The 22604-nt window shown below is 63.9% G+C and carries 25 protein-coding genes and 1 pseudogene; 8 read left to right on the top strand and 18 right to left on the bottom strand.

Annotated features, from left to right (window positions below; translation table 11 throughout):
- Positions 1-25 precede the first annotated feature (25 nt).
- From folP to C479_RS01720, 3 genes and pseudogenes are all read left to right on the top strand, one after another.
- Positions 26-877 (top strand): annotated as a pseudogene (gene folP, locus C479_RS01730) (dihydropteroate synthase); the annotation flags it as partial.
- Between the two features lie 232 nt (positions 878-1109).
- Positions 1110-1814 carry a 6-hydroxymethylpterin diphosphokinase MptE-like protein gene (locus C479_RS01725; protein WP_007696905.1) on the top strand — a complete coding sequence of 235 codons (705 nt, stop codon included), beginning with the start codon at positions 1110-1112 and terminating at the stop codon, positions 1812-1814.
- Positions 1815-1983: 169 nt separating this feature from the next.
- Positions 1984-2418 (top strand): hypothetical protein, encoded by a 435-nt coding sequence (locus C479_RS01720; protein WP_007696902.1) that lies wholly within the window; start codon positions 1984-1986, stop codon positions 2416-2418.
- A gap of 62 nt (positions 2419-2480) precedes the next feature.
- Here the strand turns inward: C479_RS01720 and C479_RS01715 are convergent, their stop codons facing one another.
- Positions 2481-3485 (bottom strand): TIGR04024 family LLM class F420-dependent oxidoreductase, encoded by a 1005-nt coding sequence (locus C479_RS01715; protein WP_007696900.1) that lies wholly within the window; start codon positions 3483-3485, stop codon positions 2481-2483.
- Between the two features lie 198 nt (positions 3486-3683).
- On the opposite strand from C479_RS01715, the gene C479_RS01710 reads away from it, so the two are divergent.
- Positions 3684-3953, top strand: coding sequence for a HalOD1 output domain-containing protein (locus tag C479_RS01710; RefSeq protein WP_007696895.1), 270 nt, complete (start codon positions 3684-3686; stop codon positions 3951-3953).
- Between the two features lie 76 nt (positions 3954-4029).
- Here C479_RS01710 and C479_RS01705 read toward each other — a convergent pair whose 3' ends face one another.
- From C479_RS01705 to C479_RS01665, 9 genes are all read right to left on the bottom strand, one after another.
- The gene (locus C479_RS01705) at positions 4030-5100 is read right to left on the bottom strand and encodes a methionine synthase (RefSeq protein WP_007696892.1); all 1071 of its coding nucleotides are present in this window, start codon (positions 5098-5100) and stop codon (positions 4030-4032) included.
- Complete coding sequence (locus C479_RS01700) at positions 5097-6101, bottom strand: hypothetical protein (protein WP_007696889.1); 1005 nt, start codon at positions 6099-6101, stop codon at positions 5097-5099. Before C479_RS01700 ends, C479_RS01705 begins: the two co-directional genes overlap by 4 nt.
- 303 nt (positions 6102-6404) lie before the next feature.
- Positions 6405-6983: a HemK2/MTQ2 family protein methyltransferase gene (locus C479_RS01695; RefSeq protein WP_007696886.1), complete on the bottom strand. Its 579-nt coding sequence runs from the start codon at positions 6981-6983 to the stop codon at positions 6405-6407.
- Positions 6983-8182 carry a mechanosensitive ion channel family protein gene (locus tag C479_RS01690; RefSeq protein ID WP_007696883.1) on the bottom strand — a complete coding sequence of 400 codons (1200 nt, stop codon included), beginning with the start codon at positions 8180-8182 and terminating at the stop codon, positions 6983-6985. The genes C479_RS01695 and C479_RS01690 overlap by 1 nt, the downstream gene beginning before the upstream one ends.
- A gap of 84 nt (positions 8183-8266) precedes the next feature.
- The gene (locus C479_RS01685) at positions 8267-9136 is read right to left on the bottom strand and encodes a 16S ribosomal RNA methyltransferase A (protein ID WP_007696880.1); all 870 of its coding nucleotides are present in this window, start codon (positions 9134-9136) and stop codon (positions 8267-8269) included.
- Positions 9137-9224: 88 nt separating this feature from the next.
- Positions 9225-9818, bottom strand: coding sequence for a DUF655 domain-containing protein (locus C479_RS01680; protein ID WP_007696878.1), 594 nt, complete (start codon positions 9816-9818; stop codon positions 9225-9227).
- A 165-nt stretch (positions 9819-9983) separates the two neighbouring features.
- On the bottom strand, positions 9984-10340 hold the full coding sequence (locus C479_RS01675) for an RNA polymerase Rpb4 family protein (RefSeq protein ID WP_007696875.1): 357 nt from the start codon (positions 10338-10340) through the stop codon (positions 9984-9986).
- Complete coding sequence (locus C479_RS01670) at positions 10337-10630, bottom strand: 50S ribosomal protein L21e (RefSeq protein ID WP_007696872.1); 294 nt, start codon at positions 10628-10630, stop codon at positions 10337-10339. The genes C479_RS01675 and C479_RS01670 overlap by 4 nt, the downstream gene beginning before the upstream one ends.
- A gap of 170 nt (positions 10631-10800) precedes the next feature.
- Complete coding sequence (locus C479_RS01665; protein ID WP_007696870.1) at positions 10801-12048, bottom strand: molybdopterin molybdotransferase MoeA; 1248 nt, start codon at positions 12046-12048, stop codon at positions 10801-10803.
- Positions 12049-12175: 127 nt separating this feature from the next.
- Between C479_RS01665 and moaA the strand changes: the two genes are divergently transcribed.
- A complete protein-coding gene (gene moaA, locus C479_RS01660) occupies positions 12176-13186 on the top strand; it encodes a GTP 3',8-cyclase MoaA (protein ID WP_007696868.1) in 1011 nt (336 codons plus the stop codon).
- Positions 13187-13314: 128 nt separating this feature from the next.
- Here the strand turns inward: moaA and C479_RS01655 are convergent, their stop codons facing one another.
- Positions 13315-15219: a molybdopterin biosynthesis protein gene (locus tag C479_RS01655; RefSeq protein ID WP_007696866.1), complete on the bottom strand. Its 1905-nt coding sequence runs from the start codon at positions 15217-15219 to the stop codon at positions 13315-13317.
- A gap of 288 nt (positions 15220-15507) precedes the next feature.
- Between C479_RS01655 and C479_RS01650 the strand changes: the two genes are divergently transcribed.
- The 3 genes from C479_RS01650 (at position 15508) to C479_RS01640 (ending at position 17891) form a co-directional block, all read left to right on the top strand.
- Positions 15508-16668: a cystathionine gamma-synthase gene (locus C479_RS01650; protein WP_007696864.1), complete on the top strand. Its 1161-nt coding sequence runs from the start codon at positions 15508-15510 to the stop codon at positions 16666-16668.
- A gap of 63 nt (positions 16669-16731) precedes the next feature.
- Positions 16732-17418, top strand: a complete 687-nt coding sequence (locus tag C479_RS01645) for an MBL fold metallo-hydrolase (RefSeq protein ID WP_007696861.1) — start codon at positions 16732-16734, stop codon at positions 17416-17418.
- Between the two features lie 38 nt (positions 17419-17456).
- The gene (locus C479_RS01640) at positions 17457-17891 is read left to right on the top strand and encodes a hypothetical protein (protein WP_007696858.1); all 435 of its coding nucleotides are present in this window, start codon (positions 17457-17459) and stop codon (positions 17889-17891) included.
- A gap of 196 nt (positions 17892-18087) precedes the next feature.
- Here the strand turns inward: C479_RS01640 and C479_RS01635 are convergent, their stop codons facing one another.
- From C479_RS01635 to C479_RS01610, 7 genes are all read right to left on the bottom strand, one after another.
- The gene (locus C479_RS01635; RefSeq protein ID WP_007696855.1) at positions 18088-18354 is read right to left on the bottom strand and encodes an elongation factor 1-beta; all 267 of its coding nucleotides are present in this window, start codon (positions 18352-18354) and stop codon (positions 18088-18090) included.
- A 5-nt stretch (positions 18355-18359) separates the two neighbouring features.
- The gene (locus tag C479_RS15715) at positions 18360-18539 is read right to left on the bottom strand and encodes an HVO_2753 family zinc finger protein (RefSeq protein ID WP_007696852.1); all 180 of its coding nucleotides are present in this window, start codon (positions 18537-18539) and stop codon (positions 18360-18362) included.
- 145 nt (positions 18540-18684) lie between these two features.
- Positions 18685-18870, bottom strand: coding sequence for a hypothetical protein (locus C479_RS01630; RefSeq protein WP_241430148.1), 186 nt, complete (start codon positions 18868-18870; stop codon positions 18685-18687).
- A gap of 45 nt (positions 18871-18915) precedes the next feature.
- The gene (locus C479_RS01625; RefSeq protein ID WP_007696847.1) at positions 18916-20163 is read right to left on the bottom strand and encodes a tripartite tricarboxylate transporter permease; all 1248 of its coding nucleotides are present in this window, start codon (positions 20161-20163) and stop codon (positions 18916-18918) included.
- 156 nt (positions 20164-20319) lie between these two features.
- A complete protein-coding gene (rpl12p, locus tag C479_RS01620; RefSeq protein WP_007696845.1) occupies positions 20320-20658 on the bottom strand; it encodes a 50S ribosomal protein P1 in 339 nt (112 codons plus the stop codon).
- A gap of 21 nt (positions 20659-20679) precedes the next feature.
- Complete coding sequence (locus C479_RS01615; RefSeq protein WP_007696843.1) at positions 20680-21723, bottom strand: 50S ribosomal protein L10; 1044 nt, start codon at positions 21721-21723, stop codon at positions 20680-20682.
- A 1-nt stretch (position 21724) separates the two neighbouring features.
- Positions 21725-22363 (bottom strand): 50S ribosomal protein L1, encoded by a 639-nt coding sequence (locus C479_RS01610; protein ID WP_007696842.1) that lies wholly within the window; start codon positions 22361-22363, stop codon positions 21725-21727.
- Between the last annotated feature and the right edge of the window lie 241 nt (positions 22364-22604).

Here is a 22604-nt window from a genome sequence, read left to right as displayed (position 1 = left end):
ACTGGCTCGCTTGCACAGGACAGGTATGCACAGCGTGGATGCGGCGGGCCTCGGAATCGGCGACGGGTACCCGCCTCGGATCATGGGCGTGTTGAACGTCAGCGAAGAGTCGCCGTACGACCCGAGCGTCTACGACGACCCGGCCGAGGCCGCCAGGTACGTCGACGAGGAATTGATCGGCGAGGGGGCAGACATCGTCGACATCGGTCTCGAATCGGCGAACAAACGCTTCGATGTCCTCACCGCCGAGGAGGAACTCGAACGCTTAGACGTCGCGATCGAGACGATCGAACGCGTCTCCGGCGACGCCGTCTTCTCGATCGAGACCCGGTACGGGGCAGTCGCAGCGGAGGCACTCGATCGTGGATTCGACATGGTCAACGACATCTGTGGATTCGCCGACGAAGGCATGTATTCGGTCTGCGCAGCCCGGGACGCGGCGGTCGTCAAGATGGCGAGCCCGCCGGATCTGGAACGACCGGGCGCCGTGTCGGCGATCGACTGGGCCGACAGGAAGTCACCCGAGTGGGCCGCCGAGGCGACCTATGTCGACAAACTCCTGGCCGCCCTCGAAACGACGCCCCTCACGGACAAGACCATCGTCGATCCCGCGTTCGGCGGCTGGAGCGAGGAAAAGACGATCGCCGACGACCAGGCGACGTTCGATCAGCTCGCCGAATTTCGCTCGCTCGGCCAGCCCGTTCTCGTCTCGATCAACCGCAAGAATTTCCTCGGCGATGTCGTCGACCGGGAGACCGACGAGCGATTACCCGTGAGCCTCGGCGCGACGGCGCTCGCTGTCGATCGTGGTGCGGACGTCATCCGCACGCACGATGTCGCCGCCACACGGGACGCGGCGTTGATCGGCGACCGATTCGGTCGCGATCGCCGATGAGGGGCGTTCGCTGGCGCCGTTCGAGTCGCTACTATGTCGGCCATCTGCTGTGCGTGTGTTTCGCACACATGACTGTCGTAGGTAAGAGAAAGCTTATACCGGAGGCATTTGAAAGACCGGATGGAAGCCGGGAACCCTCTCGGGTAGGGGTACTTGGAGGCGTACCCGGCTCAATGCGTTCATTTATTGCACAGCTACCTGGTGAGCGCCCGCCATGACAGTCGAATTCGACGAGTGGGAACCGATCTACGAGGCCATTCGGACCGACTTCGGGTACGACCGCACGGCCGACGAACGGGCACGTGATCGACTCCTCGATCGATCGAGCCCGTTCGACGATCGACGCAACGACGTCGATCCTGGCGCGACGGTGGCGGTCGCGGGTGCTGCCCCCTCCCTGGAAACGGAGCGGGCTATCGAGCGCGCGAAGGGGGCTGACGCGGTCGTCGCCGCATCGACGGCCGTCGACGTGCTTGAGGAAAACGGTGTCACCGTCGACTGGATGGTGACGGATCTCGATAAGAATCCGGACACCGTAGTCGAGCTCGCCGCCCGCTCGACGCCGGTCGCCGTCCACGCACATGGCGACAACGTCGACGCGATCGACGACGTCGTGCCCGAGTGTCCGCCAGGATCGATCCTCCCGACGACACAGGTCCGTCCTCGTGGCCACGTCGTCAACGTGGGCGGCTTCACCGATGGGGACCGTGCGGCGTTTTTGGCGGATTCGTTCGGTGCCGACGAACTCGTCTTCGTCGGCTGGGCGTTCGACGATCCGAGCGTCGGTTCGGCGAAAGCCAGGAAACTCGCGTGGGCCGAGCGGCTCCTGTACTGGCTCGAGCGGCGACGGGGCGACCGATTCGACGTCCTCGACGGCCGCCGCGAGACGATCGACACCGACGTAATTCCCATCGAGTGACGGGTCTTTCCTCGCACCGGTTTTCACTCTCCGTTCGCTCGCTGGTAGGGTCCGCTCAACCGGCATAGCCTACAGTGATCAGTTCCGTCGCGTCACAACTCCCTGTCCCCGGTCCCTCCCTCGTGAATTTGGCAGCAACAGTTAAGACGGAAAAGCAGAGACGATCATCGTGGACAATCGACTCGTCGTCACGGCCTCGTTCGTCGCGTACCTCGTCGCCGGCGGCCTCGTTGCGGTCGGCGCGTACGCCGGGGACGTCTCCGTTTCGACCGATCAGACCGCCTTTCTTGCCGGAGTCGGCGTCGGTGGACCGCTCCTCGGACTGGTGTTGCTCTGGGTACGCAACGACGGGTTCGGGGCAGCGCTGTACGTCGTCGCCGTGATCGCGACGCTCTGGTATGCAGGGGCTGTCTTCGTACTCGGCGACGATCCCGCGTCGGTCGCCGCCGCGAGTGGTGATGGCGCGACCGCGTACACCATCGGGCTCGTCGTCTTTCTCGGGATCGGGCTCGTCTCAGTTCTCGTCGGCTCGTGGCGCTGGTATCGAACGAGCCCGGGATTCAGGACGGTCGTCGACGCCGTCGCCGGCCGCCGGTCGTCCTGATCACATTGTCGGTACCCGCTGTTCAGCAGTCACGGGACTGGCAGAATCGTATTGCTAGAAACTCAGGCGTCGGGACCGAGTGCGTCGATCGTCGTGAGCACTTCCTCGTGGGTCGCCCCACGCGGGAAACTGATCGCGAGTTCGTCGAGGCCATCGATCGCTTCCCACGTTGCCAGTTGTTCGCGCGCCTCTTCGGGGGTTCCTGCAATTGCGAGGTCGGCGAGCATCTCGTCGTCGACGATTTCGTGGACCCGTTCGTGTTCGTCGTTTGCGACTGCGGCGGCGATCTCCATCGCCTCGTCTTCATATCCCTGTCGCGCGAGAGACTCGCGGTAGTACGTTCCCATCGCGCCGACGTAGAACGCCAGGTGATTCCGGCAACGTCGCCGGGCGAGGTCGCCGTCGTCGTGGACGGCCGCCGTGAGCGAGAGCGTCGCCGTCACGTCGTCGCGTGACCGGTCACCGAGGTCGATCCCACGTTCGAGATCCTCGAGCCGGTCGCGAAATCCGTGCGGGGTGAACACGGTTGCGTGCCAGCCATCGGCGAACCGGCCCGCGAGTTCGACAGATTTCGGTCCCATTCCGGCCGCTTCGATCGGGACGCTCGTCTCGGGTGGGTCACAGCGGAGTCGAAAGCCGCCGAGTGAGAAGATATCGCCGTCGTAATTGACGACATCGCCCGAGAGCACCGCCCTGACGACGTCCATGAACTCCCGGGTTCGCCGGAGCGGTCGATCGAACGACTCGCCGTGCCAGCCTTCGATCACCGCCTGGCCGCTCGGGCCGACCGCGACGCGCAGTCGGCCGTCCGAGAGTTCCTGGAGACTCGCCGCCGTCTGGCCGACCAGCGCGGGTGAGCGCGAATAGACGTTGAGGACGCTCGGCCCGAACCCAATGTCGCTGGTCTCGGTCGCGATCCGTGTGAGGACGGAGACGGCATCGCGACCCCAGGTTTCGGGGAGCCACACGTGTTCGTAGTCGACCGACTCTCCGAGGGTCGCGTACTCGACGAACGATTCGACGCGATCCGGTGCCGAGACCGGGAGGTGTAACGTTCTCGTCGTCATGTGTTGTGGTGGCCGTCTGTGCCGGTGGAAGTACCTGCGCCGTCCACAGCCGGTCGCTGTCGGGAAGACACTTTCAACTCTCTTAAAATTGTGTGATAGGCGGAGCATCGGGTAGGCGTGGAAGTCTCGCGCTATTTGTTAGATTCAGTGACTATTCGGGCCACCAAACTTATGCAATCGTCTGGAATGGATTCTGGTATGGGACTTTCCCAGCGTCGTTCGGACGCATCCGACGGTTCGTTGAGCCACGCCGTCGTCGAAGCCGTCGCCGATCGCGAAGGTGTCGATGTAACGGAGCTCGAACCGCCAGCGTTCGAACCGCTATACACCGTCGTCGACCCCGACGCCCTCGATGCGGTCTTCGCCCCCACACACGACGGGAAGCGACGAACGTCCGGCTCGGTGACGTTCGAGTACGAAGGGTACACTGTTACCGTCGACAGCGACGGAACCGTCGACCTCGAGTAATCGGTTTTTCCTCCGAGTGGTAACTCTTTGCACGTTTGCCAGTCCTACGTGAGCGATCGAGAACGGAGTGGCCGCCTTAGTCGTCCGCTGGTGATGCCTGCTGGACCACAGCGTCGAGTTCGCCGGCGTCGAGTTTCCGCTCGACGTTCCTGGCTGCGGTCACCATGTTCTCGAGTTTTCCGTACGCGACGTCTCGAGGGAGCAACTTCACGCCGCAGTCTGGCGAGACGACGAGCTGTTCGGGCAGGACGACCTCGAGTCCTTTCTCGATGTTGCGTTCGATCTGTGCGACGGATTCGACATCCGCGACGTGTGCGTCGGTCACGCCGAGGGCGAGGTCCGCAGTAAATGCCGGATCTTTGAACACGTCGAGCTGATCGTAGTCGCCGTTGGCGAGTTCGAGGTCGAACTCGTCGACGGGGAACTCGAGTATTTCGGGGTAGATGCGCGAGTAGTCGCCGTAGCAGACGTGGAGGCCGATACGGACGTCGTCAGGGACGTCTGCGACGATTCGTTCGAGTGCCTGGCCGACGATCGCGTGATCGTCGGGGGTGGTCGCCAGCGCGGGTTCGTCTATCTGGATGTAGCGCGCGCCGGCGTCGACGAGCTTCTCGATTTCCTCGTTGACGAGGTCCGCGAGATCGTAGGTCAATGCTTCGTCGTCTTGGTAAGCCTCGTTGAACGACCAGTTCGCGAGCGTGTACGGACCGGTGATCGGCACTTTGACCGGTCGCTCGGCGATCGACGCGGTGAACTCGTACTCCTCGACGAGCCACTGTTCGTCGTACTCGACCTCGTCGACGACCGAGGGCTTGTCGAAGTAGTTGTGGCCCCAGACCTTGACGGGCCCGTTGAACTCGTAGCCCTCGATTCGGTGTGCGAAGTACTCGACCATCTCGTTGCGCCGCATCTCCCCGTCGACGACGACGTCGAGGCCGGCCCGTTCGTGTTCTCGGGTGATCAGGCGAGCGGCGTCGTCGCTCGCTTCCTGCAGGTCGCCGTCGTCGAAGGCGGCCTCGTCGTCCGCGGCGAGTTCCCTGGCCCGGTTGAGCCACTTCGGTTTGGGATAGCTCCCGACGACGGTCGTCATGATGAAGTGCTCGGCGTCGTGGTCGTCGGGTCGGAACTGGGCTTTGGTGTCGCTCATGCGGCACGCACCTCCGCGAGGGTCGCCGCTTCGGCGAGTGTCTCGAGTTTCGCCTCGCACGTACTGTAGGGCAGGTAGAACGTCTCCGTGTTCGGTGCGAGGTACGCAGTCTCGAAGTCGGCGACGGGGAGCCGATCGAACACCCAGTCGACTCGTTCGCGAATGGCCTCCGGTTCCTCGACGAGCGTGTTCTGGCTGTCGACCAGCCCCAGGAAGATGTCGTCGGTACAGCCGTACTCCTGCAAGTTGTAGAGGTTTTGGTCCTGTTCGGTGACGAAGTCGAAGCCCACCGCGTCGATATCGGCATCGAGCAGGTGCGCGTAAGTCTTCTCCTCCAGTGGGCCCCAGTAGCTGTGGACGATGACGTCCGCGTCGGTCGCGCCGGCGAGCCGATCGGTCGCCTGGCTCACGCGTTCGTCATGGCCGTCCGCCGGTGGGTCCGTGGCCAGCGCGGGATCGAGCAGGAGGAGCGTTTCGAACGCGTCGAGCGAGTCGAGCTCGTCGACGAGCAGGTCGGTGACGCCGGCGAGCAGTGACGCGTTGTCCCCGTAGTACTCGTCCGTCGCGAGTTCTGCGAGCGTGTGCGGACCGGGGAGGACGACCTGTCGCCGTTCGGCGTCGACCGTGTCGGCGAACGGTTCGAACTCGGTCGCGAGGTCATCGGATGCTTCGAGCGCGTCCGTGATCACCGGCTCCCGGTAGAAGTTGTTGTTGTCGAAGTAGCGAACGATGCCCCTCGTCTCGACCCCGTCGGCCAAGGAAAGCGGGTGGGCGAGCATGTCGTCCCATCGGAGCTGGCCCTCCACGATCCGGTCGAGTCCGACCGACTGCTGGTGGTCGATCACCGCGGCACGGGCCTCGTCGTACCGGCTTCGTATCTCCTGACCCTCTGTCCCATCGATCAGGTCGTGCTTCTGGTGCCCCTTCAGTTCAGAGAGTTCGTCTTTCGCCCAGTCGGGCAACGGGGCGAGACCGGTCACGGTCGAGACGTAGTCTGTCATGTGTATCGGGCACTACGCTATGCCGCTGTTTAATATTTACCATATGAATCCATGCTCTGCAGTAATCAATACCTCGTGCCAGCCAGTCGTGGGAGCGCCCTGACGGCTTTGGGCTTATCCGTCTTTTCGTGCTGGAACGCTGTTCTCTGGCTGCTATTGCCTGAATTTCAGCCTTAACTGGCACTCACACGGTCTTGAACGATCGTGACGTCGGTTCGAGCACAGAACTGTATTAGTTGGGCCTATTTCGTAAATCGACGCCCCTGTCGCCCGTGGGGATGAGCGCAACGACGGACACCCTCCTCACTGGACGAGTTCGAGGACGGTCAGTGATTCGTAGGGGAACGACTCGGTGGTGACGGCGATCGCACTGAATCCGGCGTCGCCTGCCAGCTCCGTGACGTCCGACATTCCCGTGAGACTGCTGACGAGGAGTAACACGACACCGTCCGGCCTCAGCACGCGGCGGACCGTCTCGAGGAACGGCTCGACGACCGCCCGTCCGGAGGGACCGCCGGAGAGGGCTACCTCCATCCAGTCGTCGCGTTCGACCGACGGATCCGTCGGCAGATACGGCGGGTTGAACAGGACGGCGTCGAACGTCTCGGCGCCGAACGGCTCGACGAGGTCTCCGCGCACGACGTCGATACCACGGTCGTGAGCTTCCCGACAGGCGTTTGGGTTCAGATCGGAGGCGACCACGTCCCACTGTAGCGCCGCTCGTAATTGCGCTGCGACGTACCCGGAGCCCGTCCCGACCTCCAGCATGCGGCCGGACGATCGATCCGAGAGTCGATCGATGGCGGCCTCGGCGAGGAGACGGGAGTCCGCGGCTGGTTGATAGACGTCGGTCTCCATTCCTCGTCGTTCGGCCAGGTCCATCAGCGGTCACCGGCGTCGTCGCTCGTGGCTGGATCAGCCTCCTCCGAAGTTGTGGACTGCTGGTCGGCTTCACCCGCCGGCTCGTCGTACCCGACCATCGCTTCGTCGTCGACCGCACCGCCACCGGCCGGTGGGTCGACCGCGCCGGAGAGTTCGCGCTGCGGGAACGGAATCTTGATGCCGGCGTCGTCGAACCCGGCCTTGATCGCGTTCGTCACGCCCGTCTGGGCCTCCATCGCCCGCCGGGCGCGCGGTCTGTCGATCCAGAACCGGACGCCGAGGACGACCGAGGAATCGCCCAGTTCCTTGGTCGCGACGCGCGGTCTGGGGGCGTCGAGAACGATGTCGACCGATTCGGTGATCTCACGTGCCAGTTCGGCTGCTCGTTCGACGTCAGAACCGTAATCGACACCGACTTCCACTTCGAGCCGAAGGCGGCCGGCGTGAGACCGATTCGTGACCGCGGCCGAGCCGACGACGTCGTTGGGGAGGACGATGTACTCGCCGTCGACGGTTCTGAGACGGGTGTCGAAGATCGAGATGTCGGTGACGACCCCGTCGTGTCGCTCGTCGACTACCACCCAGTCGCCGATTTCGAAGGGACGGGAGAACATCAGCACGAAGCCTGCGAGGAGCGCTCCCAGGGTTTGCTGGGCGGCCATGCCAAGTACGATGCCCAGGAAGCCCGCCCCGACAAGAATCGCGCCGAGGTCTTCGACCCAGATTCCGAGGACGGTAACGCCGGCCAGCGAGTAGATGATCACCTGGGTCAGTCGGTAGGTGACTTCTTTCTGGTGTTCCGAAACCGAGGAGGCCGACCCGAGGATGTTACGAATAAGCCGTCTGAGAAATCGAGTTCCGATCACGGCCGTCATGAGGAGGATCACCGATACGATCAACTGCGCGATGGTCTCGGTACCCATGTCGAAGCCTTTTACGAGCGTCACGAATTGCTGGGTCGATTGCCAGGTACCGATCAGAATGCCCGCTGCCAGACCAGCACCGAGCAAGAAGACCACCGTGCCGACGAGGTCGCGGTACACCGGGCGGACGTAGTCGTCCAGCCGGGTGAGTGCCCGCCTGCCGACACGCATTCCGTACGCAAAGATCAGCGAGACGACGAGGGTCACCACCAGCCGCTGTGGCGTCGTCTCGAAGATCGTCCCCAGCTGATCGAACGTGGTGATCGAAGCCTCCATCGTGTTCGAGTGATGTATGCAGGTACCCCCTGATAAGTCGTCGGTAGTCGACCGAGCGGTGAGCAGGGACCGACGCCAGCGATGTCAGTCGTCGGCTACTGACTCGGCGATCGTTGCCAATTCGGCGAATTCCGTCGGCGTCACGGCGTCCGGCCGTTTCGCCAGCAGGTCCTCCGGTGTTGCGTCGACGACGGCTGCTGGATCGTCCAGCTCGGAGATGTGGGCGGTGTTTCGAATGCCGTTTCGGACGGTCTTGCGCCGCTGGGTGAACAGTGCCTTCACGAACCTGAGGAAGAACGTCTCGTCGGCAACCTCGTACGACGGCGCCCGCGGCTCCGTTCGAACGATCGCGCTGTCGACGGCCGGCGGTGGCGAGAACGCCTCGGGGGGCACCGTCTCGACGATTTCGACAGCGGCGTAGTGCTGAGTAGAGACGGAGAGTCGCCCATAGTCTGACGTCCCCGGCTCGGCGACCATGCGCTCTGCAAACTCCCGCTGGAACATCAATACCAGCTCGATCCCCCGCGGCAAGAGGCGAAAGGTGAGGTCGCTCGACGCGCTATAGGGAAGATTCGAGACGGACGCGGTCACGTCGGGGAGCGCCACGTCGAGCGCGTCGTCTTCGATCACCGTCAGCCGTCCCGCGTCGATCGCCTCGTCGAACTCCCGGCGTAGAAAGCCGGCGAGTTTGCGATCGCGCTCGATCGCGGTGACGGTCGCGCCGGTCGCCAACAATCGGTCCGTCAGCGCGCCCGTCCCCGGTCCGATTTCGAGGAGGTGGGCATCGGCGAGCGGGCCCCGTTCGGGCGGATCGTCGTCACCATCGATCGAATCGACCGCGTCGAGATACGTCGGTAGTCGGTCGAGGACGCGGTCGTCGACGAGGAAGTGCTGGTCACGATCGGGATTACCACGGACCCCGGCTCTGGCCAGCAAGTCGTCCGGATCTCTCATCGACCGTCGGTACTCGGGGGACGTGGGTAAACGCACCGTTCCGGTCGGGGGACGACACCGGATCGAGAGAGCTACCCGCGAAAAATCCTCAGTTTTTGGATTCGGCTTCCCGCCCAACGAACGTTCGATACTTCAGATCGTCGTCTCGGAGCTCCTCCAGGATTCGCTCGACGAGGATCTCGTCGGGATCGTGCAATCCGGAGACGCGCTCCGATAGCTCGTCGAAGCTCTCGAAGGGCTTGCGCTTTCGTTCTTCGAGGATGGCGTTTCTGAGTTTCTTCCCGATCCCCGGCAGCAGATTGAGCTGGTGCAGTCTGAGAGTGATCGGCTGTGCGTCGTTGTAGAAGTCGACGAATCGCTCCTCGTTCTCGTCGATCAGGTCCTGAATCACGTACTCGAGTTCGGAGTGTGCTCCGGAGGAGAGCGCGTCGTACTCGACTGGCCAGGCGTCTTCGACGACCGTCCGTGCTTCCGGCGGCTCGATGACCACCCGCGTTCCGATAGTCAGACGCTCGTCTTCGTCGAAAGCGACCTCGTAGAGTCCAAAATCGTCCACGTCGAGGGCGTATCCGGTTGGTGAGCGGTCGTACTGTCGCCGCCCGCCGGTGGAGTGCCCGTGGGCCAGATAGTCCAGCACCACCGCGCGCCGCTCCGTCGACTCATCACGATCGGATTCACTCATCACCAGGGGGATACGCCTAGCGGACACTTAAACAATCGGCCACCTCTCGTCCACTGGGGTCGGTCCAGAAGGACGTGCGCGTGGCCGGATTTTGCCTGCTCGAACGAGTGAGTGGCGCTCGGCTCGAACGAGTCCGTGGTTTGACGGAATCGACTGCCCGATCGATCAGGCGTACTTCGCGATGATGTCGAGGATCTCGTCGAGTTCGTCGCCAGAGAGCGAGTAGCGCTCCTGCGCGAAGACGGCTCTGAGTTCGCTGCGATCTCTGGGCAGCAAGTTCGTGATCTTGTACGCCGTCGGTTCGTCGATCTTCTCGAGCTCGGTGAGTTCGTCGACGAGTTCGAGCGACTCCTCGGGTTCGAGAACGGCGAACCGGTTGGCGTGCTCGATCGCACGGGCGAGTTCGTAGCGGAGCTCGCGGTCCTCGTCGAGAGCCCGTTCGGTCTCGATGTCGGCGAGGAGTTCTTTGGTCTCAGAGATCGTGAGATACTCCTCGTCGACGATCTCTTTGAAGATCGTCATTCGTTCTGTGCGCGCAGGTGGGCGGCCGTGACGATGAGCGTCTTCGACGAGCCACCGTCGGAGACGCGTACTTTGAACGCGTCGCCCTGCGTCCCGACGACCTCACCGGTTCGGCCGTCGAATCGCGGGTGGAAGCGTCCCTTCGTCACGCTCGGATCGATCTTCAGGTGGACCTTCTGGCCCTCGTCGTAGTCCTGAATCGCTCGCTGCGGCGGCGACGTGCCTCGTTCCCGGGGTTTGTTACGGAGTTTGTTCCGCGTTCCCTGCCGAGGTCCGTTCGATTTGGGCATAGTCGTACGGACCTGTTGCCCCGTCATAGTTATAAAAGGCACGTTCCGCAGGCGTGACGTTGTTCAGACCAGCGTTCGAAAGAACGAGGTGGTGGAACTCGTCACGCCGGATCAAATTTCGGTCCTGCGTTGATCGATGAGCGCACCGTCCCAGTCGGGCACGATCGGAATTATGTCGTAATCGGGATCGAATCCGGACGTTCCCACAGTTCGACGTCGACCGGTTCGCCAGCGGGGATTCCTTCGAGCGATTCCGGGACTATGACCCAGCCGTCGGCTCGCGTGACACTGGAGAGGACGCCCGCACCACCCGTTCGAACCGGGTGGACACGCGGGAGCCCGTCCGCTGTCGGCGGTGCGTCCGTCCATTTAACCCGGGCGAACGTCCGCTCTCCCGGTTCACTCGGAAGTTTCGCCCCAAGTTTCGCACGGACCGCGGGCAAATCGGCAGGTTCCCGGCCGATGCTCCACGCCACGGCAGGCCGCAGGAACTGGGTGGCAGTGACCAGACAGGAGACTGGGTACCCCGGGAGGAACAGGACCGGTGTCTCTTCTACGGTTCCAAAGCCCATCGGATGGCCCGGCTTGATGGACAGCCCGTGAACGCGTCCCTCACCGATCTCGTCGACAACGTCGGGGACGAGGTCACGCTCGCCCACGGACGAACCGCCGAGCGTGACCACGATATCGTGGTCGAGATCACGTTCGATCGCGGTCTGTAACCGGTCATTGTCGTCGGTCACTGGGTCTCTATAGGTCGGTACCGAACCCCATTGTTCGAGGAGACTCGACACCATCAGCCCGTTCGTCTCGACGACCTGGCCCGGTTTCGGATCGACGTCGGGATCGACAAGTTCCTCGCCCGTTGGGACGACGCTGACCGTCGGTGAAGGGACGACCTCGACGTGATTTACGCCGGCGGCTCGAAGCAGCGCGAGGTCCGCCGGCCGGAGTCGATGCCCGCCGTCGAACAGGGACTCGTCGGCGGCGACGTCCTCGCCCGCGTCCGCGACGTTCTCGCCGACGGTCACTGCGTCGGTCACGAGCAGTGTTCCCTCTCGGCGTTCGGTGGCTTCGACCGGCACCACGGCGTCTGCCCCTTCGGGCACGGCGCTTCCGGTGTGGACGGCACTCGCGGTGCCGGTGGCGACGTGTCCTGTATCGACGGTAAGGCGGGCTGGAGACCGGCCGCTCGCGTCGAAGGTGTCCCGTGCACGGACCGCGAACCCGTCCATCGCCGCGCGGTCGTAGTGTGGAACGGCCCGGGCAGCACGGACCGCACTTGCGAGTACGGCACCGTTTGCGTCCGTGACCGGCCGTCGCTCCCGCCGCTCGTGCGAGTGACAGATCGATCGTAACTGCTTGTATCCGTCCTCGAAGGAGGTAACGGAGTGAAGCCCAGCCTCCGGATTATTCATACCTGACAAACGCGCCCCCCGCCCCTAAGCGTCGTGGTCCGGAGCCCTCGACCGTCCGGCCGAACCCGAGACTCGCGAGCGTCTCGGTTGCGGGTTCGGCGGAGGATTATAATAGCGCCGGAGCCAAATGATCCGTGTGTCACTCGAGGACGAGTTTGGCCGGACGGTCTCGGGCGTACGGGTGTCCCTGACCGACCGATGTAACTTCGACTGTGTGTACTGCCACAACGAGGGGCTCGGCGACACCCGCGGCCCGCGAGCGCCGGCAGACGACGAGCTCGCCGCAGACGAGGTGATCCGGATCCTCGAGGTACTCTCGGAGTTCGACGTCGAACGCGTGAAGTTCACCGGTGGCGAGCCGATGCTTCGGACGGATCTCGAGGAGATCGTTGCCGGCGTCCCCGAAGGGATGACGCCGTCGCTAACGACGAACGGAAGTTTCCTCCCCGGCCGCGCGGCCGATCTGGCGGCAGCCGGCCTCGAGCGCGTCAACATCTCGCAGGACGCGATGGACCCCGAGACCTTCGCCAACCTGACGAAGAGCGGTGCCTACGAACGGGTTCTGGAGGGTGTCGACGCCGCTCTCGAGGCGGGACTGACACCCCTCAAGCTGAACGTCGTCGTCTTCGAGGCGACGGCCGAACACGTCCCCGAGATGGTCGACCACGTGGCCGAGTCCGACGGACTCCAACTCCAGCTAATCGAGTACATGCCGGAGATTGCGGGGCATCCCGAATGGGCGATCGACGTCGATCGCGTTCACGAGTGGCTCGAGACCCGTGCTGACCGCATCGAACGCCGCGACATGCACGACCGTCGGCGCTACCACGTCAGCGCCACGGGCGAATCCGATTCCACCGGCATGGTCGAGATAGTCGACCCCGTGGGGAATCCAAGCTTCTGTGCCAACTGTGGGCGGATCCGGGTCACCCACGACGGTCGGTTCAAGGGCTGTCTGAACCGTGCGGACGCCCACTCGATGGGCGATCTCAGTCGGTCCGAGATTCGCCGAGCCTTCAGAGCGGTCGTCGCGACCCGCGTCCCCTACTACGGGGAGTACCTGATCGAGCGCGACGGCGAGTGGGTCATGAACGACGAGTACGACTCACCGATCAACCCACCGGAAGCCGACAGCTAATGGCGCCAACGGGACGGAACAGTGCTCACGCGTCGCGCGACGCCGCCCAACCACTGGACCGGAGATCGACCACCTGGCTGACGACCACTGACGGGCCGTACTCGTCGGTAGGGCCCGGAGACCGAGCGTTACGGTTCTTCGCTCTCGACTTCGGCGTACCCGGGAAGGTCTGCGAGTCGCCGTCCGAGTCTGTCCGCAAGTATCGACTCGAAGTCTCTAACGCCGGGTTTCTCCCGTCGAGCGGAGTCGACGGCGACGACCAGTTCCTGTGACCCGAGGGGCAGGTAGTCGAGGGAAAGTCGGTCCGCCGTCGTGGACAACGCGAGGCCGACGCGAGTTCGTCCCTCGTGCACCGCACGGGCAGCCGATTCGAGGCCGGGAAGTCCATCCTGGGTAATCGCGTCGTTCCCGTCTTGCATGGTGGCTGCCACCCAGTCGTCGAACGCGTGGCGGAGACCGAGCGAGCCGGCTAGTGATGCGAGGTGTTCGACGGAGTCGAGAATATCGACGCCAGATCGTCCGCCCTCCATCGTCGATGCTTCGCCGACGAGCCCCCACTCACGCGTAAATCTTGCGAGGGTCTCCCACGAAGCAGTGTCCTCGGGATCGGGGGCGACGGTCGATACCCCCGAGAGGCCACGGGGGGCCACGACGACATCGGGAACGCCATTCTCGACCCATCGGTCGATGTCCCGTACCGGAACTCGCAGGAAGCGAGGTTCTTCGACGTCGTCGAGGAGTCCGGACAGGAGCGGGTCAGGGTCCCCGACGACGAGTGGCGACGGGATCGGTGCCGAGGCGTCGAACCGCTCGACGGTCACGTCTCGTCCCCTCGACAGGGTGTTGGTCCCTGGCGACATCCGAACGACCCCGTCCGTTTCGGCCAGGCTCGTCGTTGCCCCACTCCCGCGCGAGAGCGGGTAGGCGACGTCGGACCCGTTACCATCCTCGACGAGGCCGACCGGGACCAGCCGCATGCGGCCGCCGTCGTACCGGATCCGGGAACCAAGCCTGGCCGAGACGGTTGCACGGTCGGGTTCGTCGACGTGGGCGGTTTTTCGAATGATCGGGGCCACGAACGTCCTGAAGACCGCCATGGCAGAGACTGGATAGCCCGGTAAGCCGACGAGCGGAGTATCGAATGCACGACCGACCAGTAGGGGTCGACCCGGTTTCATCGCGACGCCGTGGAGTAACAGCTCGCCGTGTTCCTCGATTACGTCCGGCAAGACGTCGACGGACCCGGCGCTCGTCGATCCCGACGTCACGAGCAAGTCCGCAGATGCCGCGGCCGCCGACAGCGTCTCCCGAAGTTCGGCGGGGTCGTCGGGTGCCGTGTGCAATCGTTTCGGTACCCCGCCGGCCGCCTCGATGGCCGCCGAGATCGCGACGCCGTTTACGTCGTAGATCTCGCCGGCCGCTGGGTCGAGCGGTTCGCCCGGGTCGACTAGCTCACCCCCGGTCGACAGCACGGCTACCCTGGGTCGGCCCCGAACGGGAACGAACTCGCGACCGATCGCCGAGAGCAGGGCAACGTGTCTGGCGCCGAGGCGCGTGCCGGGACTCAACGCTCGGTCGCCCGCAGCGATGTCGGCGCCTCGATACTGCACGTGATCGCCAGGAGCGACCGGCGTGGCGATCGCCACCTCGCCGTCAAGGGACGTGGTTCGTTCGACCGGTACGACCGCGTTCGTCCCGGGTGGGAGCGTCGCACCTGTCGCGACCTGTACGGCTGCCTCCCGGTCGATCTCGATAGTCGGCGACTCACCCGCAGCCATGCTGTCGACGACTGCAAGTCGCGTCGGCTTCGCCTCCGATGCACCGAAGGTGTCCGCCGCCCGAACGGCGTATCCGTCCATCGCTGCCCGGTCGAACCCGGGGACGTCGATGTCCGCATCGATACGAGTGGCCAGTCGACGACCACTGGCCTGTCCGAGTGACACTTCCTCGATGTCTGTGTCGACGTCCAGTTCTGCGAGTATCTCCCTGGCGGTGTCGGGTGACGCGAGCTCGCGAAACTCGTGGCGGGTCATACTCGAACTTGCCCACCGATCCAAATGAGTGTGGCCATCACATCGGCCCTGTTCCGAGTAGCGCTCGACGGAGTGGTGTTGTTCAGCGTAGAGATCCGGGGTCCTTTTTGGGAATCGACACTAGAACCCAATAGTTCTGAAACTATTCAGGATACCGATACGAAAACGGCTGATATGTAGTTCCATACCGGTTCAAACTGCTGGTACAACCGTATCCGAACAGTCCGACGCCTGACGGTCGTTCCGCAGACGGTAACAGTAAGGGGTATCGAACACGTCGACCCTGACATGGACGACCAGTACCGGTTCGAGACCCGATCGATCCACGCCGGACAGGAACCAGATGCAGAGACAGGGGCGTTGATGACGCCGATTCATGCCAACTCGACGTACGAGCAGGACGCGCCGGGCGACCATCGCGGCTACGAGTACTCGCGGACGGGGAACCCGACTCGCAGCGATCTCGAAGCCAATCTCGCCAGCCTCGAGAACGCCGACTACGGGCGCTGTTTTGCGAGCGGGATGGGGGCGATCAACACCGTCCTGAACACCCTCTCGGCGGGAGATCACGTCGTCACCGGCAACGACGTCTACGGCGGGACCCACCGGATCTTCACGCAGGTCTACGAGGAGTACGATATCGAGTTCACCTTCGTCGATATGACCGACCTCGAGGCCATCGAAGCCGGCTTCCGGGAGAACACGGAACTGCTCTGGCTCGAGACCCCGACGAACCCGCTCATGTCCATCGTCGACATCGAGGGCGCCTCGGCGATCGCACACGACCACGACGCCATCTGTGCGATCGACAATACGTTTGCGACCCCGTACCTGCAGCGACCGCTCGATCTGGGCGCCGATGTCGTTTCGCACTCGCTCACCAAGTACCTCGGCGGCCACTCGGACGTCGTCGGCGGCGCGCTGTTGACGAACGATCCCGATCTGGACGAGCGCTTCGGCTTCTATCAGAATGCCGTCGGGGCCACGCCCGGTCCGTTCGAGAGCTTCCTCGTGCTCCGCGGAACGAAGACGCTCCCGGTCAGGATGGATCGCCACTGCGAGAACGCCCGTCGGATCGCGTCCTGGCTCGACGACCACGCGGACGTCAAGCGCGTCCACTATCCCGGCCTCGAGTCCCATCCAGGACACGAGCTCGCAACAAAACAGATGGACGACTTCGGCGGGATGTTGAGCTTCGAACTCGATGCCACGATGGACGAGGCGGGTGCCGTCGTCTCGAACACCGAGGTGTTCACGCTCGCGGAGAGTCTCGGCGGCGTCGAGAGCCTCATCGAACAGCCGGCACCGATGACCCACGCCGCGGTCCCCCGCGACGAGCGTATCGCGGCCGGGTTGACCGATGGACTGATTCGCGTCAGTGTCGGTATCGAACACGTCGACGATCAGCTCACCGATCTCGAGCAGGCGATCGAAACCGCCCTCGATTGATGAATACGCGATAGCGGCGGTCCCGTCGGAATGTTTTCGGTGACGCACGCGAACTATCGACCGATGACCGACGATACGTACGTGCACGCACTCACGATCCCGATCGAGTTCGGTGGTCGGACGGTCTCGATCACCCCTACAGCGGTGGAAACTGACGACGGCCTCATCCTCGTCGACGCGGGCCCCGAACCGGCGACGGATCGGCTGGAAACTGCGCTTGCCGACGTCGGATTCGGCTTCGACGACGTCGAACGGGTCATCCTCACCCACCACGACGCCGATCACGCGGGCGGGCTTGCGGCGCTGCGTGACCACACGGACGTCACGATCGGCGCCCACCCCGCGGAGATTCCGCACCTGACTGGCGACGAGATGCCTGTGAAAGGGCCAGACGACGATCGCTACCCGCCAGTCCCGGTCGACGAGGAATTGACGGACGGCGAGGAATTCTCGACCCGTGCCGGCCCGCTTCGGGTCGTGGAGACCCCGGGCCACACGGCTGGTCATATCTCGCTGTCTCTCCCCGACGAACGACTCCTCTTGGCGGGCGATGCCCTCGTCGCCGACGAGGCCGAATCGCTTTCCGGACCGAAACCGGCCTACACGGTCGACGAGGATCGCGCAGCCAACTCCGTAGCATCGCTTGCCGAACTCGACGTCGAACACGTGATCTGTCACCACGGCGGCTACGCTCCGTGTGGGAGTGACCGCATTCATGCCATCGCAGCGTCGCTCCAGGACGGCGATTGAACGGAATTCTCATCCGTCCAGACCGGCTACGGCTCGATATGCGACTCGAGTTGCGCGTCTGTGAACACTGTTACACCGGTGAACACGGCGAAGCGGAACGCCAGGCGATCGTCCAGGATATGGTTCGCTGTGCAGAGCGGATCCAGGAACACAAGGATGTCCTCGACCTCGATGCCGTCCACATTCGAAAAGTCAGGGAGGACGAAACGGGCAAACCCGAGGCACTCCCTGTCGTCACGGCCTCCATCGTCGACGATCAGGTGATGATCAACGACACCCAGCTCGCGACCGAGGGCGACGACGGAACCATGCTCGTCTATCCGAACCCGCCGGACATTCTGACCGTCCTCGCGAAGAACATCGACGAGATCAGCACGGGACTCGACCGGGACGTCTCCGTCGAACTCTCCGAGGCGGGCTCCGAACTCCTTGCGTCGAAACCGGCGACCTGGGGCGCACCGGACGACGCCTGAGTCGCCACGATCGAAACAGCCGCTCGTTCGCTTATCGTTCGCCGCTGTCTCCGACTGTCTCTCTGCGTTGTGCGGCTCGATTACTGTCTCACGAACTTCGCCAGTGATCAGGAGTCAGTCGAGTAATGGCGATGAAGGAGAACGCTGCAGCTCCCGAATCTGGCACACGCGGAAAAATCGGCGTTCGGTGTCGGCGTTAGATTCGGCCGACGTTCTCGACGTCGACGCTCTCGACGCCGTCGACGTCAGCGAACGAGTCTTCGACGGCTTCGGTCCCGCCCGAGCCGTCGGGAACGATCACTGTCGGGATGAGTGCGATGAGCCCGAACGCGACGTCTTCGCGCTCGACGCCGTTGATCTTCGCTCCCTCGGGGAGGCTGGCTTCGAGCCGTTCCTGAAGATCGTCCAGGTCGATTTCGGGGCTGTTCGGCATGACCTTGATCGCAGCGGCTACTTTACCCATTGTTGTCAGGGACCGGTGAATCCGCAGTCGGGACACTCGTAGAGGTTGCTTTGCTTGCGGCAGGTGGCACAGCGGTTGATCGTGGTACCACAGTCCGGGCACTTGAATCGCGCGGCGTTCGTCCCGGAAACGTTGATTCCGCAGGACACGCACGCGCGCTGTCCGCGGTCGTCCGTCGTACTCATACCCCTGAGTTCCCGTCCGGTGCTTTTAACGATTGTCTTTCCGCTTGCCTCGAGCGATGCGCTCACACGGCGAGCCCGTTGGTGTACTTTTCGTTCGACGCAGACAACCAAGGCATGGGGCCGCCACTGGTGGCACTCTCCTTCCTCAGGGGCTATCGGATGGTGGCTCCCGCCCCCAGTTCTCGTGCAGGAGGGCCCATCCTGAGACCATGACCGTCACGATTGCCCAGCCAAGCCACACCGAACTCGTCCCCGTCACGATAGCAGCCAGCACGAGCGCTCCCGACCCACTCACGATACGGACGAGTGCTGTCGTCGACAGCGTTGCCATGGGGTGGTCTTGGATCGTGACCGGCATGACGATTTGGGTCGGACATTACACTGAGCCGACGACGAGCGGACCGAGCAGGACGCCCATCAGGTGGACGCGCCGCACGCCGAGTCGAATGGGGACGAGGCCGATCAGGCTGGCGACGACGAATATCCCGACTCCCATCGGTCCGGCAAAGAGGGCGGAGAGGCCCACGAGCAACGTGAGGATGACGATAGAGAGAACGGTGTAGTTCGCTCGACTGACGACGTCGAGGTAGTACCGGCCTCCGAAGAGCACGATCACGAATCCCACGATCCCTGCGAGTAACACGGTGGCTATGAGGATGGGAAACGCGAGCGGTGCGTCCGTCCCGTCGAACGCGACCATCACGCCGGTCCGGGGGCTCCCGATGACGAGCAACGCGACGAGCGCGAAGACGGTGTTCGCCGTGTCGACACCGCTCGTGGCCACGATGTAGCTCCGGTCGCCGGCTGACCCGAGGCCCTCGTCTCCCGGCACGACGACGAGCACGGCGACTGCGGCGATCGCCGCCGAAATCCCCGGGAGGAAGCCAACGATCGCCCCAGCGATGGTCCCGGCCAGCGCGGTCGAGGCGACGGTCCGCCGAGAGACACGGAGCCTCGCGTCGTCCTGTGGGGGAAGGCCGCCAGCGTGGACGGCATCTAACAGCACTGGCGCCCCGAACAACCCGGCGAAAATCGGCGCGAGCACTCCGCCGGCGTCGAGGGGTGCGGCCGGATCGATATCGAGGGTGACCAGCCCGAGTCCGGCAGCCAGGCAGAACGTGACCATCCCACCCAGCATGCGCGCGGGCGCCCGCTCACTCACGATAAGTGCGATGACGACGCCTCCGAGGACGAGCGCGAGATGGTCGATCACGACCGGGTATAGCCTGACGACGAGCCAGGTGATCGGCACGGCGAGCGGGACGGCGACGACGACCGCCAGGAGGCTGCCGATCGCTGACAGCACCATTGCCTCGTGACCACGCCCAGCGAGGACGAGTCGGTGTCCGGGTAACGTCGTCATCGCCATCTCCCCGTCGGGGACGCCGATCGCCATCGCCGGCACGGCGTTCACGAAGGTATGGACGACGCCTGCCGCGAGCATCGCGACACCGACGAGCACCGGCGGACCGGGAACGGCCGGAGCGACCCCTGCGAGGACGAACGCGAAATTGTTCGCGTGGAGGCCGGGAACGGCTCCGCTAACGGTGCCGAGTACGATACCGGCGCTCGCCCAGCTACAGACCCGAATCGTCGTCGCTGGATCGACGGCGAGCTCGAACATCCTTCCTGGGGCACGCTGGCCGCGCCATTGCTTATAAAAGTGCGGGCGGTTGACAGTTGTAGGTAGGTCAGAAACGTCTGTCCTGAACACGAGTGTGTCAGGGATACTGCTGGCGCTTTCCGGCAAAAAGAACTGAGAAATCGTGTGGTGACCGATTTAGCCGAAGAGTTCGCCGAGGCCCTCGCCGCTGGCCTCGTCGTCCTCGTCATCGTCGTCCGTCGTGTCCGGGACGTCGCTGGTCTCTTCGACCTCGTCGTCCTCGTCGTCACCGGCTTCTTCGGCAGCGCCACCGCCTGCTGCGCCACCGGCGGCCGGAACGGCCGCGGCGTCGGCGACGGCTTCGTCGATGTCGACGTCCTCGAGTGCGGCGACGAGCGCCTTCACGCGGGACTCTTCGACGTCGACGCCGGCGGCGTCGAGCACGTCGGTCAGGTTGTCTTCGTTGATCTCTTCGCCCGATTCGTTCAGGATGAGTGCAGCGTATACGTATTCCATTGTCTGTAGTCTCCGTTGGGATTAGCCGAACATTGCGCCGAGACCTTCCGCACCGGACCCGTCATCATCGTCGTCATCGTCGTCGGGTTCCGCCTCGGTGTCGTCGGCGTCGTCTTGGTCGTCGCTCGATTCGTCGTCGCTTTCGGCGGTGTCCTCGGTCGAGGGAGCCGGCGCCTCGACGTCCTGGAGCGCTTCAGGAAGCGCTTCGGTGTCGTCGATCTGGGCTGCGAGAGCACGCAACTGGGCGTCGGCCTTGCTCACGAGGTCGGGCATGAGCTCTTCGTCCTCGATGGCTGCCTGCAGTCCGAGGCTCTTGGCTTCGCCCGTGGCTTTGGCGACAAGTGTCGGTGCGGTCTGGCTCGTCGGGTAGACGGCGTTGACCGACAGGTTCCGGGCCTGGGCTGCAGCGGTCGCAACGTCCTGCTCGTAGGCGTCGACGTCGATGTCGAGGTCTTCGGGATCGAAGACGACGCCATCGGCGTACGCCGCTCGCAGGTCGAGACCGACCTCCTTGGCCTCGATACCGAGTTCGTTGAGGACGTTCTCGATATCTGCCGTAACCTCCTCGCCGGCTTCGAGAACTGTCGAGTCCTCCATCACCTGGATCGAGCCGTCCTCGATCCGGGCGTTCGCACCGATCTGCTGGAGTTCTCCGACGAACGGTCCGGGATCGACGCCGGTGTCGCCTTCCGGAATCACGATGTCGTTGGGGGCGACCTCGCCGGCGCCGATCGGTGCCGGCGTCTTCGAGGCCTCGAGTTCGCGATAGAGGCTGAACGGGTTCTCGTCACTGAGGACGAGCCCGACCTGGCCCTCGACGAACTCGGTGAGGTCGTCGCTCCCGGTGGCTTCGAGCGCACGACGCTGCAGCGTGTTACGGCTGACACGAAGCACGGCTGTCCCGTGCAGTTCGCGCCGCATGTCTTGCAGCTGTTTCGAGGGGATGCCGGCGATCCCGACCACACCGACGTTCTCGTGGTTCTCGATGAGAGCCTCGATCTCGTCGGTTTCCTCGCGCTTCCACTCCGGAAGGTTTTCGGTCTGGCGGGTGGCCTCCGCGCTCATCTCAGGCCACCTCCACGGACGGGCCCATCGTCGTCTTCACGAAGACGGAGCCGATGTTCTGTGGACCCTTCTCCAGATCCGCGTGCAGTCGGCGGAGGATCACGTCGATGTTGTCCGAAATGTCCTCCGCGCCCATGTCCTCGGCGCCCACGCGCGTATGGAACGTGCGTCGGTCACCGGAACGCAGTTGCACGGTGTTTTTCATTCTGTTTACTGTCTCCACCACGTCGTCGTCCGGCGAGAGCGGCGTCGGCATCTTCCCGCGCGGACCGAGGACAGTACCGAGGTACCGTCCGATGTTCTGCATCATCGCCTCTTCGGCGATGAAGAAGTCGGTGTCGTCGGCCAGCTCTTTGGCCGCATCGTCGTCGTCACCGAGGTCGGCGAGCTCGTCGCCATCGAGAACGTCGTCTGCGACGTCCTCAGCTCTGAGCGCCGTCTCTCCTTCGGCGAAGACGACGATCGTCGTCTCCTGGCCGGTGCCGGCCGGGAGGACGACGGACTCGTCGACGCGATTCGACGGTTCGTCAAGATCTAGGTCACGCAGGTTGATCGCGAGATCGACCGTCTCGGTAAAGTTCCGATCCGGCGACTCGTCGAGTGCGCGCGTGACTGCTGTTTCGATATCCGAATCTGCCATCGTTCACCTCCGTAGTACGCAGGGTGTGCTCCTACGGGTCAGTGAAACAGGCAAAGCCTGTCTCACCCGTGACTCAGACGGATTACGGACTTAAACCCGTCGAAGCCCGCTGCAAGTGACCCGTGACGCGTCGCTGGAGTCGGCAAATGGGATTTTCCGGCAGTTCATTTCTGGACCAGTCAGAGTGGACCGTTTGCGCCCAGTACTTGATTCGGTTTCACAGGCAATTCAGGACGCTTCT

This window comes from Halovivax asiaticus JCM 14624, assembly GCF_000337515.1.
Lineage (GTDB): Archaea > Halobacteriota > Halobacteria > Halobacteriales > Natrialbaceae > Halovivax > Halovivax asiaticus.
The sequence above is the reverse complement of the archived record's forward strand: the minus strand, read 5'-3'. Positions and strand labels throughout refer to the sequence as shown.

Coding starts and splice junctions, on each gene's coding strand:
- C479_RS01725 (WP_007696905.1), top strand. CDS start 1,110: ATGACAGTCGAATTCGACGAGTGGGAACCGATCTACGAGGCCATTCGG.
- C479_RS01715 (WP_007696900.1), bottom strand. CDS start 3,485: ATGACGACGAGAACGTTACACCTCCCGGTCTCGGCACCGGATCGCGTC.
- C479_RS01710 (WP_007696895.1), top strand. CDS start 3,684: ATGGGACTTTCCCAGCGTCGTTCGGACGCATCCGACGGTTCGTTGAGC.
- C479_RS01705 (WP_007696892.1), bottom strand. CDS start 5,100: ATGAGCGACACCAAAGCCCAGTTCCGACCCGACGACCACGACGCCGAG.
- C479_RS01700 (WP_007696889.1), bottom strand. CDS start 6,101: ATGACAGACTACGTCTCGACCGTGACCGGTCTCGCCCCGTTGCCCGAC.
- C479_RS01695 (WP_007696886.1), bottom strand. CDS start 6,983: ATGGACCTGGCCGAACGACGAGGAATGGAGACCGACGTCTATCAACCA.
- C479_RS01690 (WP_007696883.1), bottom strand. CDS start 8,182: ATGGAGGCTTCGATCACCACGTTCGATCAGCTGGGGACGATCTTCGAG.
- C479_RS01685 (WP_007696880.1), bottom strand. CDS start 9,136: ATGAGAGATCCGGACGACTTGCTGGCCAGAGCCGGGGTCCGTGGTAAT.
- C479_RS01680 (WP_007696878.1), bottom strand. CDS start 9,818: ATGAGTGAATCCGATCGTGATGAGTCGACGGAGCGGCGCGCGGTGGTG.
- C479_RS01675 (WP_007696875.1), bottom strand. CDS start 10,340: ATGACGATCTTCAAAGAGATCGTCGACGAGGAGTATCTCACGATCTCT.
- C479_RS01670 (WP_007696872.1), bottom strand. CDS start 10,630: ATGCCCAAATCGAACGGACCTCGGCAGGGAACGCGGAACAAACTCCGT.
- C479_RS01665 (WP_007696870.1), bottom strand. CDS start 12,048: ATGAATAATCCGGAGGCTGGGCTTCACTCCGTTACCTCCTTCGAGGAC.
- moaA (WP_007696868.1), top strand. CDS start 12,176: ATGATCCGTGTGTCACTCGAGGACGAGTTTGGCCGGACGGTCTCGGGC.
- C479_RS01655 (WP_007696866.1), bottom strand. CDS start 15,219: ATGACCCGCCACGAGTTTCGCGAGCTCGCGTCACCCGACACCGCCAGG.
- C479_RS01650 (WP_007696864.1), top strand. CDS start 15,508: ATGGACGACCAGTACCGGTTCGAGACCCGATCGATCCACGCCGGACAG.
- C479_RS01645 (WP_007696861.1), top strand. CDS start 16,732: ATGACCGACGATACGTACGTGCACGCACTCACGATCCCGATCGAGTTC.
- C479_RS01640 (WP_007696858.1), top strand. CDS start 17,457: ATGCGACTCGAGTTGCGCGTCTGTGAACACTGTTACACCGGTGAACAC.
- C479_RS01635 (WP_007696855.1), bottom strand. CDS start 18,354: ATGGGTAAAGTAGCCGCTGCGATCAAGGTCATGCCGAACAGCCCCGAA.
- C479_RS15715 (WP_007696852.1), bottom strand. CDS start 18,539: ATGAGTACGACGGACGACCGCGGACAGCGCGCGTGCGTGTCCTGCGGA.
- C479_RS01630 (WP_241430148.1), bottom strand. CDS start 18,870: ATGGCAACGCTGTCGACGACAGCACTCGTCCGTATCGTGAGTGGGTCG.
- C479_RS01625 (WP_007696847.1), bottom strand. CDS start 20,163: ATGTTCGAGCTCGCCGTCGATCCAGCGACGACGATTCGGGTCTGTAGC.
- rpl12p (WP_007696845.1), bottom strand. CDS start 20,658: ATGGAATACGTATACGCTGCACTCATCCTGAACGAATCGGGCGAAGAG.
- C479_RS01615 (WP_007696843.1), bottom strand. CDS start 21,723: ATGAGCGCGGAGGCCACCCGCCAGACCGAAAACCTTCCGGAGTGGAAG.
- C479_RS01610 (WP_007696842.1), bottom strand. CDS start 22,363: ATGGCAGATTCGGATATCGAAACAGCAGTCACGCGCGCACTCGACGAG.